The following is a 12,716-nucleotide window of genomic DNA, read 5'->3' as shown; positions in this document are numbered from 1 at the left end:
AAAGGGGGACGGTGCGCGGGGAGCGCTGCGGGGTGCGCTACAGCGCGCGGAGGGGCGGCCTCGGCCGCGCCCTCCGCACACCACGTTAGCCCCGCGGGGCACCTCGTCAGGACTCCGCTGCGGTTCCCTCGCCGCCGGAGGCGCCCGCCTCCGGGCCCTCGGCGCCGGCCTCGGCCTCGCCGTCGTCGGCCTCGGCGTTGCGGGCCACCGCCACCACGTGGTTGCGCTCGCCCAGGTTGACCAGGCGGACGCCCATCGTGGCCCGGCCGGACTGCTTGATCTCCGCGCTGCGGGTGCGGATCACCCCGCCGGCCGAGGTGATCGCGAACACCTCGTCCTCCTCGGGGTGGACCATGGCGGCGCCGACCAGCTTGCCGCGGGCCTCCACGATCTTCGCGGTCAGCACGCCCTTGCCGCCCCGGTTCTGCACCGGGTACTGGTCGGACGGGGTGCGCTTGGCGTACCCGCCCTCGGTGGCGACCAGGACGTCGGCCGGGCCGTCGGAGTCCCGGATGACGTCCATGCTGAGCAGGTGCGCATCCTCGGTGAAGCGCATCCCGATCACGCCGCTGGTGGCGCGGCCCATCGGGCGCAGCGACTCGTCCGAGGCGCTGAACCGGATGGCCTGGGCGTCGCTGCTGATCAGCAGGAGGTCGTCGGTGGGGAAGACCAGCCGGGCCGCGATCAGCTCGTCGTCGTCGCGGAGGTTGATCGCGATGATGCCGGCCGAGCGCGCCGAGTCGAAGTCCTCCAGCCGCGACTTCTTCACCAGGCCGTCGCGGGTCGCCAGCACCAGGTACGGCGCGACGTCGTACCCGCGCAACGCCATGACCTGCGCGATCTCCTCGTCGGGCTGGAACTCCAGCATGTTGGCGACGTGCTGGCCGCGGGCGTCCCGGGCCGCCTCGGGCAGCTCGTAGGCCTTCGTCCGGTACACCCGGCCCTTGTTCGTGAAGAACAGGATCCAGTTGTGCGTGGTGGTGACGAAGAAGTGCTGGACGATGTCGTCCTGCTTGAGCTGGGCGCCGCGGACGCCCTTGCCGCCGCGCTTCTGCGCCCGGTAGTTGTCCAGCCGGGTGCGCTTGGCGTAGCCGCCGCGGGTGATGGTGACCGCGACGTCCTCCTCGGCGATGAAGTCCTCCATCCGCATGTCGCCCTCGAAGGGGACGATGTGCGTCCGGCGGTCGTCGCCGTACTTCTCCACGATCTCGGCGAGCTCGTCGCGGATGATCGCCCGCTGCCGGGCCGGCGAGCCGAGGATGTCGTTGTAGTCCGCGATCTGCGCCATCAGCTCGTCGTACTCGGCGGTGAGCTGCTGCCGCTCCAGGGCGGCCAGCTTGCGCAGCTGCATGTCGAGGATGGCGCGGGCCTGGACCTCGTCGATCTCCAGCAGGTTCATCAGGCCGGTCTTGGCCTCGTCGGCCGAGGCGCTGGCCCGGATCAGCGCGATCACGTCGTCGATCCGGTCGATCGCGCGGAGCAGCGCGCGCAGGATGTGCGCCCGCTCCTCGGCCTTGCGCAGCAGGTACCGGGTGCGCCGGACGACGACCTCGACCTGGTGCGCCACCCAGTGCCGGATGAGCTGGTCCAGCCGGAGGGTGCGGGGCACCCCGTCCACCAGGGCCAGCATGTTCGCGCCGAAGGTCTCCTGCAGCTGGGTGTGCTTGTACAGGTTGTTCAGCACGACCTTGGCGACCGCGTCCCGCTTCAGCACGATGACCAGGCGCTGGCCGGTGCGGCCGCTGGTCTCGTCCTTCACGTCCGCGATGCCGCTGACCTTGCCGTCCTTGACCAGCTCGGCGATCTTGACCGCGAGGTTGTCCGGGTTGACCTGGTAGGGCAGCTCGGTGACGACCAGCACCTGCCGGCCGCGGGAGTCCTCGTCCACCTCGACCACGGCGCGCATGGTGATCGAGCCGCGCCCGGTCCGGTAGGCCTCCTCGATGCCGCGCCGGCCGACGATCCGGCCGCTGGTCGGGAAGTCCGGGCCCTTGATCCGCTCGATCAGGGCCTCGAGCAGCTCCTCGTCCTCGGCCTCCGGGTTCTCCAGGAACCAGTTGACGCCGTCGGCGACCTCGCGCAGGTTGTGCGGCGGGATGTTGGTGGCCATCCCGACCGCGATCCCGGACGAGCCGTTGACCAGCAGGTTGGGGAAGCGCGCCGGGAGGACCTCGGGCTCGGAGGAGCGGCCGTCGTAGTTGGGGCGGAAGTCGACGGTGTCCTTCTCGATGTCCCGCAGCATCTCCATCGCCAGCGGGGCGAGCTTGCACTCGGTGTAGCGCATCGCCGCCGCCGGGTCGTTGCCCGGCGAGCCGAAGTTGCCGTTCCCGTCGACCAGCGGCATCCGCATCGACCAGGACTGCGCGAGCCGGACCAGGGTGTCGTAGATCGCGCTGTCGCCGTGCGGGTGGTAGTTGCCCATCACGTCGCCGACGACGCGGGCGCACTTGAAGTAGCCGCGGTCGGGGCGGTAGCCGCCGTCGTACATCGCGTAGAGAACCCGCTGGTGCACCGGCTTGAGGCCGTCGCGGACGTCGGGCAGCGCCCGGCCGACGATGACCGACATCGCGTAGTCGAGGTAGCTGCGCTGCATCTCGACCTGGATGTCGACCGGTTCGACGCGCTGGCCGCCGCCCTCCGGGGCATCCGGGGTATTCGCATCCGTCACTGGATGTCGAACCTTTCTGGTGAGTCCTTCGCTGACGTCGTGTCGCGCGGGGTCAGATGTCCAGGAAGCGGACGTCCCGGGCGTTGCGCTGGATGAACGAGCGCCGCGACTCGACGTCCTCGCCCATCAGGACGCTGAACATCTCGTCGGCCTGGGCCGCGTCGTCGAGGGTCACCTGGAGCAGCACGCGGCGGTCCGGGTCCATCGTGGTGTCCCACAGCTCCGCGGCGTTCATCTCGCCCAGGCCCTTGAACCGCTGCACGAGGTCGCGCGGGCGGGGGTCCTTCTTGCCCGCGGCGATCCCGCGCGCGATGACCTCGTCCCGCTCCCGGTCGGAGAAGACGTAGTCGGCGTCGCCGCCGCGCTGGTCCCACTTGATCTTGTAGAGCGGGGGCCGGGCGAGGTAGACGTGGCCGGCCTCGATCAGCGGCTTCATGAACCGGAACAGGAGCGTGAGCAGCAGGGTCCGGATGTGCTGGCCGTCGACGTCGGCGTCGGCCATCAGGATGATCTTGTGGTACCGGAGCTTCTCGATGTCGAAGTCGTCGTGGATCCCGGTGCCCAGCGCGGTGATGATCGCCTGGACCTCGTTGTTCTTCAGGATCCGGTCGATCCGGGCCTTCTCCACGTTGAGGATCTTGCCGCGGATGGGCAGGATCGCCTGGTAGATCGGGTTCCGGCCGCCCTTGGCGGAGCCGCCCGCCGAGTCGCCCTCGACGATGTAGACCTCGGACTTCTCCGGCTCGGTCGACTGGCAGTCGGAGAGCTTGCCCGGCAGCGAGGTCGACTCCAGCAGCGTCTTGCGCCGGGTCAGGTCGCGCGCCTGGCGCGCGGCGATCCGGGCCCGCGCCGCCTGGCCGGCCTTGGTGACGATGTCCTTGGCCTCGCCGGGGTTGCGCTCGAACCAGTCGCGCAGGTGCTCGTTGGCGACCCGGTGCACGAACGACTTGGCCTCGGTGTTGCCCAGCTTGGTCTTGGTCTGCCCCTCGAACTGCGGGTCGGCCAGCTTCACCGAGATGATCGCGGTGAGGCCCTCCCGGATGTCGTCGCCGGTGAGGTTGTCGTCCTTCTCCCGGAGCAGCTTCTGGTCCCGGGCGTACCGGTTGACGATCGAGGTGAGCGCCGCGCGGAAGCCCTCCTCGTGGGTGCCGCCCTCCGCCGTGTTGATGGTGTTGGCGAAGGTGTGCACCGAGGAGGTGAAGGACTGGTTCCACTGCATGGCGATCTCGACCGAGATGCCCTCGCCGTCCTCCTCGAACTCGATGATCGAGGCGTGCGACGGGTCCTTCTTGGCGTTGATGTGCCGGACGAAGTCGACCAGGCCCTCCTCGTAGTGGAAGGTCTGCACCGCCGGGCCGTCGTCGACGAGCTCCGGCCGCTCGTCCCGCAGCGTGATGGAGAGGCCCTTGTTCAGGAAGGCCATCTCCTGCATCCGCCGGGCCAGCGTCTCGTAGTTGTAGGTGGTGGTCTCGAAGATCGACGGGTCGGCCCAGAAGGTGATCTGGGTGCCGGTCTCCGAGGTCTCCTCGCCCTTGGCGACGTCGGCGGTGGGGCGGGTCATCTCGTAGTTCTGCCGCCACACGTGGCCGTCCTGGCGCACCTCGGCCTCGAGCCGGGTGGACAGCGCGTTGACGACCGAGACGCCCACGCCGTGCAGGCCGCCGGAGACCGCGTAGGACTCCCCGTCGAACTTGCCGCCCGCGTGCAGGGTGGACAGCACCAGTTCGAGCGCCGAGCGCTTCTTGACCGGGTGCAGGCCGACCGGGATGCCCCGGCCGTTGTCGGCGACGCGGACGCCGCCGTCGGCCATCAGCGTCACCTCGATGGCGTCGGCATGGCCCGCCAAGGCCTCGTCGACCGAGTTGTCCACGACCTCGTAGACCAGGTGGTGCAGGCCCCGCTCACCGGTGGACCCGATGTACATGCCGGGGCGCTTGCGTACCGCCTCGAGCCCTTCCAGAACCGTGATAGATCGAGCATCGTAGGCCAAGTGGGAACACCCTCCTGCTGGGGGACGCCTTGCGACCGGCGGGAGGCGGGCGGCCGCTCGGCGCCGCTCCGGCCGGACCCCGCTCACGACCCCGAAACCCGTCACCCTCGTCGGGGTGAGCCGTACCGGTGAAAGCGTCCGAAGAACCGCTCCCATGATACCGCGCACGTGACGACAAAATGGCATCGGCGGCGCTGTGCCGCCTCACAACGCGCGAACGGGACGGGAGTTGAGTCCCCACACGCACCCGGGGCCGCTGTCAAGTCCGGGAGGAAATCAGGCGTGCCCGCGACCTCCGCGGGCGCTCGCCCCCCGGCCACCCGGCGGTCACCGGCCGGTCACCTGCTGCGCACCCGCCGGCGGCCGGGCCCCTGCACCTTGATGCTGTGCACGGTGCCGTGCCCCAGCTCCTCGTTGAGCCTGCGCACCAGGTCGCGGACCATGGTCCTGGCCTGGGCCGCCATCGTCGCCGAATCCGCCGCGACGACCAGCTCGCCCGCCTCGTAGGAGACCGGGTGCAGGTGCTGGGCGTTGTAGTCGCCGACGATCTCGTGCCAGCGGCCGAAGACCCCGCCGATGGCGATCTCCTCCTGCCAGCCGCGCTCGGCCAGCCAGGCGCGGACCGCGTCGCCGAACATCTGCGGCTCGCGCCGCGACCGCAACCGGCCGCCGCGGGCCCGCCGGGGCGGGCCGCCGGGGGCGGCGCCGCGCTCCTTGGCCGCGGCGCGCGCCTGGGCCAGCGCCTGCCGGGCCAGTTCGATCCCGGTGGGCGCGGCGGGCTCCTCCGGCCGCTCAGGCACGCTCGACCTCCCCGTCCTGCACCCGGAACCGGGCGCCCTGCAGCTCGGTGGGGATGTCCTCCGGGACGGCGGCGCTGACCAGCACCTGCTCGCAGTGGCGGACGTGCTCGGCCAGCCGGCGGCGGCGCTCGGCGTCCAGCTCGGAGAAGACGTCGTCGAGGATGAGGACCGGGTCGTCGCCGTCCGCGCGGAGCAGCTCGAAGGCGGCCAGCCGCAGGGAGAGCGCGTACGACCAGGACTCGCCCTGGCTGGCATAGCCCTTGGCGGGCATGTCGTCCAGCGAGAGCACCAGCTCGTCGCGGTGCGGGCCGACCAGGCTGATGCCGCGCTGCAGCTCCTGGTGGCGGGAGTCCTCCATGGCGGAGCGGAGCAGCGCGACCAGCCGCTCCCGGTCGGCCGGCGGCTCGGCCCCCTCCGGCGCCGCCGAGCTGCGGTAGCGCAGCACCGGGGCGCCGCCCGAGCCGGCCAGCTCCGCGTAGGCCTTGGCCACCAGCGGCTGCAGCTCGGCGGTGAGCGCGATCCGGGCGGCGAGCAGCTCGGCGCCGTTGACCGCCAGGTGCTCGCTCCACACGTCCAGGGTGGACAGGTCCACCTCCTGGCGCTTGAGGTAGCGCGCGGAGGCCGACTTGAGCAGGGCGTTGCGCTGCTTGAGCACCCGCTCGTAGTCGGCGCGGACCCCGGCGAACCGGGGGGCCCGCGCCACCAGCAGCTCGTCCAGGAACCGGCGCCGGTCGCCGGGGTCGCCCTTGACCAGGGCGAGGTCCTCCGGGGCGAAGAGCACCGTGCGCAGTACGCCCAGCACCTCGCGGGGGCGGGTGGCCGGGGCCCGGTTCAGCCGCGCCCGGTTGGCCCGGCCGGGGTTGATCTCCAGCTCGACCACGGCGCGCCGGCCGTCCCGGACCACCGCGGAGCGGACCACCGCCCGCTCCGCGCCCCGGCGGACCAGCGGGGCGTCGCCGGAGACCCGGTGGCTGCCCAGGGTCGCGACGTAGCCGACCGCCTCGACCAGGTTGGTCTTGCCCTGGCCGTTGGGGCCCACGAAGGTGCTGATCCCGGGCTCGAACTCCAGGTGCACCGACTCGTAGCACCGGAAGTCGGCCAGCTGGAGATGGGAAACGTACAACTCCGGCTCCCTCGCGTCGGCCGCGGCCGACGGCTCAGCTGCGCGGGGTGCGCGCCGGGTCGTCGGTGGTCTTGGTGACGGCGTGCCCGCCGAACTGGTTGCGCAGGGCGGCGATCACCTTCATCGCCGGGCTGTCCTCCTGCCGGGAGGCGAAGCGCGCGTAGAGCGCGGCGGTGATCGCCGGGGCGGGGACCGCGTGGTCCACCGCGGCCTGCACGGTCCACCGGCCCTCGCCGGAGTCCTGGGCGTAGCCGCGCAGCCCGTCGAGTTCGGGGTCCTCCTCCAGGGCGCGGCTGAGCAGGTCCAGCAGCCAGGAGCGGACCACGGTGCCCTCGCGCCAGCTCTCGAAGGTGCCGGGGACGTCGTCCACGATGTCGGCGGCGGCCATCAGCTCGAAGCCCTCGGCGAAGGCCTGCATCATGCCGTACTCGATGCCGTTGTGCACCATCTTGACGAAGTGGCCGGCCCCGACGCCGCCGGCGTGCACGTAGCCGCCGCCCTCGTCCGGGGTGAGCGCGTCGAAGACCGGCTTGGCCCGCTCGACGTCCTGCGCCGCGCCGCCGACCATGATGCCGTAGCCGTTCTGCCGGCCCCAGACCCCGCCGCTGACCCCCGCGTCCAGATAGCGGATGCCGCGGTCCTTGAGGGCGTCGGCGTTCTTGCGGTCCTGCACGTAGTGCGAGTTGCCGCCCTCGATGATCAGGTCGCCGGCGTCCAGCAGCTCGGAGAGCTCGGCGATGGCGCCGAGGGTGGGCTCGCCCGCGGGGACCATCAGCCAGACGGTCCGCGGGGCCTCCAGGGCCTGGACGAGCTCGGCCAGGCTCGCCACGTCGCGGACCTCGGGGTCGAAGTCGAAGCCGACGACCTCGTGCCCCTTCTCGCGCAGCCGGGCCGCCATGTTCCCGCCCATTTTGCCCAGGCCGACCATGCCCAGCTTCATCGTGTTCTCCCCCAATGGCACCTGTGGATATGTGGACCCGCGCGCCCGGTCACCCGGAGAGCCGCACCGGCATGATCAGGTAGCGGTAGTCCGAGGCGGCCTCGTCGTCGGCGGGCTTACCGCTGATGATCGCAGGCTTGGTGGAGGTGGTGAACTGGAGCCGGGCGATGTCGGAGTCGACGGCGTTCAGGCCGTCCAGCAGGAACCCGGAGTTGAAGGCGATCTGGATGTCGTCGCCCTCCAGGACGGCCTCCAGCACCTCGACGGCCTGCGCCTCGTCGCCGGTGCCCGCCTCCAGCACGGCCCGGCCCTCGCCGAAGGCCAGCCGGAGCGGGGTGTTCCGCTCGGCCACCAGGGAGACGCGCTTGACCGCCTCGATGAACTCCGCCTTGTTGACCTCGGCGACGGAGTTGAAGGAGTCCGGGAGCAGCGCGCGGTACTTGGGGAACTCGCCGTCCAGCAGCCGGGTGGTGGTGCGCCGGCCGCCGCCCTCGAAGCCGATCATCCCGTCCGCGCCCTCGCCCGTGGAGAGCGCGACGGAGACCTCCGCGCCGGAGGTGAGCGACTTGGCGGTGTCGGCCAGCGTCTTGGCCGGGACCAGCGCGACCGCGGAGAGCTCCGGGTCCTCCGGCTTCCAGCCGATCTCGCGGACCGCGAGCCGGTACCGGTCGGTGGAGGCCAGGGTCAGCCGGTCGCCCTCGATCTCGACCCGGACGCCGGTCAGCATCGGCAGGGTGTCGTCCCGGCCCGCGGCGACGGCGACCTGGGCGACCGCGGCGGCGAACACGTCGCTGCCGATCGTGCCGGTGGCGCCGGGCATCGCCGGAAGCGTCGGGTAGTCCTCCACAGGGAGGGTGAGCAGTGTGAACTTCGCGCTGCCGCAGGAGACGACGACCTTGGCGCCGTCGGTGGAGATCTCCACCGTCTGCGGAGGAAGGTTCCGGGTGATCTCGGCGAGGAGCCGGCCGGAGACCAGCGTCGTCCCGGCCTCCTCGACGTCGATGTCCACCGAGACCTGGGCGGAGACCTCGTAGTCGAAGGAGGACAGCTTGAGGCGGCCGCCCTCGCCCTCGCCCGCGTCCAGCAGCATCCCGGCCAGCACCGGCACCGACGGGCGGACCGGCAGGCTGCGAGCCGTCCAGGCGACGGCGTCGGCGAGTACGTCGCGTTCGACCCGGAACTTCACGATCGACTCACTCTCCTCAGGGCACACGCGGGGACGGCTTCACACGGTACCCGCATTCGGGCCCTGCCGGTGCCCGCAACGCCTGATCCCCGCCGCGGCTCAGGGGGGCGCCGAGGGCCGGTCCGAGGGCTCCGGAGCGCTTGTCCACAGAATCGGGCCCGCCCCGATTTTGAAGCACTTGGGGTCTTACTTAAGGGAGCAGTAATAGTAGGGGCTGTGGATAGTGTGGATAACAGGTCTTTGCGCAGCTCAACCCGCGTTTTTTATCCACTGCCCCTGTGGGCGAAGGCTGTGGAGAACTCGGCGCGCTGTGGACGGCGCTCGGCCGTGCACAGGCTGTCCCCGAGTTTTCCACCGCTTGTCCACCGGCTGTCCCCAGTTTGCCCACAGGCCGCTGAGCGGGCCGGACCGGTCCGGGATCCGGCCGTCAACAGCTGACCGCCGCTTGTCCCCAGCTTTCCCACAGGAGGAGCCGGGTTATCCGCAGGGTTGTCCACCGGTTATCCACAGAATGGGGGCGGAAGCTGTGGAGAACCGGCGCCGAAAGGGCTCCGTCAGCCGTTCCGGGACTCCTGTTTGATCCGGTTCGTGAGTTCGGTGACCTGGTTGTAGATGGACCGGCGCTCCGCCATCAGCGAGCGGATCTTCCGGTCGGCGTGCATCACGGTGGTGTGGTCCCGGCCGAACTGCTGCCCGATCTTGGGCAGCGACAGGTCGGTCAGCTCGCGGCAGAGGTACATCGCGATCTGCCGGGCGGTGACCAGCACCCGGGAACGCGACGTACCGCACAGGTCGTCGGTGGTGAGGCCGAAGTAGGAGGCGGTCTGCGCCATGATCGCCGAGGCGGTGATCTCCGGGCCCTCGTCGTCGGGGATGAGGTCCTTGAGCACGATGCCGGTCAGGTGCAGGTCGACCGACTGGCGGTTGAGGCTGGCGAAGGCGGTGACCCGGATCAGGGCGCCCTCCAGCTCCCGGATGTTGGTGGAGATCTTGCCGGCGATGAACTCCAGCACCTCGGGCGGGGCGGCCAGCCCCTCCTGGGCGGCCTTCTTCCGCAGGATCGCGATCCGGGTCTCCAGCTCGGGCGGCTGGACGTCGGTGATCAGGCCCCACTCGAACCGGTTCCGCAGCCGGTCCTCCAGGGTGACCAGCTGCTTGGGCGGCCGGTCGCTGGAGATCACGATCTGCTTGTTGGAGTTGTGCAGGGTGTTGAAGGTGTGGAAGAACTCCTCCTGCGTCTGCTCCTTGTTCTCCAGGAACTGGATGTCGTCGACCAGGAGCACGTCGATGTCCCGGTAGCGGCGGCGGAACCCGTCGGCCTTGCCGTCCCGGATCGAGTTGATGAACTCGTTGGTGAACTCCTCGGAGCTGACGTAGCGCACCCGGGCGCCGTCGTAGAGCCGCTGGGTGTAGTGGCCGATCGCGTGCAGCAGGTGGGTCTTGCCCAGCCCGGAGCCGCCGTAGATGAACAGCGGGTTGTAGGCCTTGGCCGGAGCCTCGGCGACCGCGACCGCCGCGGCGTGCGCGAACCGGTTGCTGGACCCGATGACGAAGGTGTCGAAGGTGTACTTCGGGTTCAGCCGGGCCGGCTCGGCCGTCGCCGGCGGTGCCTCGGTCCCGTCGGCGGCCTCCTGCTCGCCGCCGTCCGGCTCGGCCCCGGCGGGCCGCCGCTCGGCCTGCGGCCGCTCCCACCGGTTCGGCTGCTCCCACTGCCGGGGCTGGTCCCAGGCCGGCGGCTGCTCCCACTGCTGTTGCTGTTGCTGCTGCGGAGGCTGCGGGGCCTGCGGCTGCGGAGCCGGGGGCTGCTCCCACTGCTGCTGCGGCCGCGGCGGCTGCCACTGCGGGGAGAGGAGGTCCTCGCCGGGGGCGCCGTAGTGCTGCGGCCCCTGCTCCACCGGGGGAGGCCCGGGGGCGTAGCCGGAAGAGGGGTCCGGGGGGTAGGAGGCGGGGTCCGGCTGCCCCTGCGGCGGGCCGTAGCCGAGCGGGTCCCGGTCCGGGCGCGGGTGGGAGGGGTGCGGAGCGGCCGCCGGACCCTGCGGCGGGGCGGGCGGCTGGGGCGCGGGGGAGGGGGCCGGCTGCATCGCGGTCGGGTCGACGGTGACCGCGACCCGGATCTCCCGGCCCAGCTCGGCGGAGAGGGCGCGGCTGATGCTGTCCCGCAGCCGGGTCTCCAGGATCTCCTTGGCGAAGTCGTTGGGGGCGGCGAGCAGAGCGGTGTCCTCGATCAGGCCGAGCGGCCTGGTCTGCGGCAGCCAGGCCCGCTGGTGCGGGGGCAGCACGCTGTTGTCGAGGCTGTCCACCACGCTCGACCACACCATCGCGAGATTGACCTGCGCCTCAGACACGGTGCCCTGCCATGGTCCATCCCCTTCTCAACGGTCTTCGGTCCGGCGGCCGCGCCGCGCGCGGGCCGGAGGCCCCATTCTCCCGGGTCCGGCGCCCCGGCGTCCCCTGCCTGTGGGCAGAACGGGGAATTCCTGTGGATCACCTGTGCATACCGGCTGGACGGGCCGAGGTGGCGGTGCACCGGCCGCGACGCTCCGTGTCCACAGGTATCGGCGGTGATCCACAAGTTGTGCACCGGTCCGTACACAGCCTCTCAGAACACTGGGGAGAGCAGCAGGTTATCCACAATCTGCAGTTCACTGTGTGTACAACTCTGGGGGTGACGCTGTGCACAGGGGGCTCGGCGCCGGGGATTCCCGGGTTATCCCCAGGTCACACGTTATCCACAGCTCGCGCGGGGCGGCGCCCCCGTCCCCAATGTGGACAACGCGTTGTCCACAGATCGGCGATACTGTGGACAACGCAGGATCGCCCCTGGTGAGGAGCGCGGCCGGCGGCGCGGTCGATTTGACCGGTGTCCGGGCGGGCCGTATCTTCTTTATGCTTAAGTCGCTACCTCCCTGTACGCCCACGCCCAGCGTCGGCGTGCGCCCGGTCGCGACGCGAGCGGGCGATGTTCCTAGCCTCGAACGTCCCCGCGACGTTGTTGAGCAGGACATGAGCGGCACCGACTACGGAGCCGCGCCGAAGACCTCTTAGACGCCCTGGAGCCCAGCAGTGAGCAAGCGTACGTACCAGCCGAACAACCGGCGCCGTGCGAAGGTCCACGGTTTCCGGCTGCGCATGCGGACCCGTGCCGGCCGCGCGATCGTCGCCGCCCGCCGCAAGAAGGGGCGCGCCAGCCTGACCGTGAGCCACTGACCACGGCGCAGCCGTCGACTCCGGGGCCGGTCTGCCCGCAAGGCAGCCGGTCCCCTTCTTGTGTTCAAGGACCGATCCGTTGTTGTCGCCTCATAACCGTATGCGGCGCAGTGCCGAATTCGGCCTCGTCATGCGCAAGGGGCGCCGGGCCGGACGGGAATCGCTCGGTGTGATCCTGCTGGCCCCCGGCACCCCCGGGACCGACCCTCCGCGGGTCGGTTTCGTGGTGAGCAAGGCGGTCGGCGGGGCCGTGGTGCGCAAGCGGGTGCAGCGCCGCCTGCGGCACCTGATGCGCGATCGGATCGCCTCTCTGCAGCCGGGTAGCCTGCTGGTAGTGCGCGCCAAACCTGCAGCGGCGCGCCTCGGATACGAGACGTTGGCCGAGCACCTCGATGGTGCCCTCGCCGCGGCACGGCGCCCCCGCAGCGGCGCGCCGCGCCGCCGGAAGGGGCGCGGCGGAGACCACCAGGCGGACCGATGACCGATGACAGACCGAACCCCCTGGCGCGGGTGCTCATCCTGCCCATCAGGGGATATCAGCGTTTCATCTCACCGCTGTTCCCGCCGGTCTGTCGCTTCTACCCCTCCTGCAGCACTTACGCGGTGCAGGCGCTCCAGACCCATGGGGCGCTGCGAGGGCTGTGGCTGGCGGTGCGCAGGATCGCCCGATGCCATCCGTTTCACCCGGGAGGACTCGACCCGGTTCCTCCGCGCAAGGACGTCCGAGACAAGAAGGCGAAGGACTCGGGCGGGGGGTCCGAGGGCTCGGCCGAGCCCGGCCCTGCGCACCCGTAGCTGAACC

Annotated in this window: 10 protein-coding genes; 3 read left to right on the top strand and 7 right to left on the bottom strand. The window is 71.1% G+C overall.

Features of this window, described 5'->3' with window-relative positions; genetic code table 11:
* Nucleotides 1-106 precede the first annotated feature (106 nt).
* The 7 genes from gyrA to dnaA form a co-directional block, all read right to left on the bottom strand.
* Nucleotides 107-2,668, bottom strand: coding sequence for a DNA gyrase subunit A (gyrA, locus tag J0910_RS01925; RefSeq protein WP_420156779.1), 2,562 nt, complete (start codon nucleotides 2,666-2,668; stop codon nucleotides 107-109).
* A 52-nt stretch (nucleotides 2,669-2,720) separates the two neighbouring features.
* A complete protein-coding gene (gene gyrB, locus J0910_RS01920) occupies nucleotides 2,721-4,658 on the bottom strand; it encodes a DNA topoisomerase (ATP-hydrolyzing) subunit B (RefSeq protein WP_420156778.1) in 1,938 nt (645 codons plus the stop codon).
* 338 nt (nucleotides 4,659-4,996) lie between these two features.
* Nucleotides 4,997-5,458, bottom strand: coding sequence for a DciA family protein (locus J0910_RS01915; protein WP_420156777.1), 462 nt, complete (start codon nucleotides 5,456-5,458; stop codon nucleotides 4,997-4,999).
* The gene (gene recF, locus J0910_RS01910; RefSeq protein WP_420156776.1) at nucleotides 5,451-6,581 is read right to left on the bottom strand and encodes a DNA replication/repair protein RecF; all 1,131 of its coding nucleotides are present in this window, start codon (nucleotides 6,579-6,581) and stop codon (nucleotides 5,451-5,453) included. The genes J0910_RS01915 and recF overlap by 8 nt, the downstream gene beginning before the upstream one ends.
* Nucleotides 6,582-6,615: 34 nt before the next feature.
* A complete protein-coding gene (gene gnd / locus J0910_RS01905; protein WP_420161865.1) occupies nucleotides 6,616-7,521 on the bottom strand; it encodes a phosphogluconate dehydrogenase (NAD(+)-dependent, decarboxylating) in 906 nt (301 codons plus the stop codon).
* A gap of 49 nt (nucleotides 7,522-7,570) precedes the next feature.
* Nucleotides 7,571-8,707, bottom strand: a complete 1,137-nt coding sequence (gene dnaN, locus J0910_RS01900; RefSeq protein ID WP_420156775.1) for a DNA polymerase III subunit beta — start codon at nucleotides 8,705-8,707, stop codon at nucleotides 7,571-7,573.
* Between the two features lie 554 nt (nucleotides 8,708-9,261).
* The gene (dnaA, locus tag J0910_RS01895; protein WP_420156774.1) at nucleotides 9,262-11,052 is read right to left on the bottom strand and encodes a chromosomal replication initiator protein DnaA; all 1,791 of its coding nucleotides are present in this window, start codon (nucleotides 11,050-11,052) and stop codon (nucleotides 9,262-9,264) included.
* Between the two features lie 718 nt (nucleotides 11,053-11,770).
* Between dnaA and rpmH the strand changes: the two genes are divergently transcribed.
* The 3 genes from rpmH to yidD all read left to right on the top strand — a co-directional run bounded on the left by rpmH (nucleotide 11,771) and on the right by yidD (nucleotide 12,709).
* A complete protein-coding gene (rpmH, locus tag J0910_RS01890) occupies nucleotides 11,771-11,914 on the top strand; it encodes a 50S ribosomal protein L34 (protein WP_081620687.1) in 144 nt (47 codons plus the stop codon).
* A gap of 79 nt (nucleotides 11,915-11,993) precedes the next feature.
* Entirely contained in the window at nucleotides 11,994-12,395 is a 402-nt protein-coding gene (gene rnpA / locus J0910_RS01885) for a ribonuclease P protein component (RefSeq protein ID WP_420156773.1), read from the top strand.
* Nucleotides 12,392-12,709, top strand: coding sequence for a membrane protein insertion efficiency factor YidD (gene yidD / locus J0910_RS01880; protein ID WP_420156772.1), 318 nt, complete (start codon nucleotides 12,392-12,394; stop codon nucleotides 12,707-12,709). The genes rnpA and yidD overlap by 4 nt, the downstream gene beginning before the upstream one ends.
* The last annotated feature ends 7 nt before the right edge of the window (nucleotides 12,710-12,716 follow it).

This window comes from Nocardiopsis oceanisediminis (genome assembly GCF_048595525.1).
GTDB lineage: Bacteria > Actinomycetota > Actinomycetes > Streptosporangiales > Streptosporangiaceae > Nocardiopsis_A > Nocardiopsis_A oceanisediminis.
This window is presented reverse-complemented; position numbering and strand designations above follow the sequence as displayed.

Excerpts from the sequence above, each read along its gene's own strand:
- gnd (WP_420161865.1), bottom strand. The coding sequence starts at position 7,521 with ATGAAGCTGGGCATGGTCGGCCTGGGCAAAATGGGCGGGAACATGGCG.
- yidD (WP_420156772.1), top strand. The coding sequence starts at position 12,392 with ATGACCGATGACAGACCGAACCCCCTGGCGCGGGTGCTCATCCTGCCC.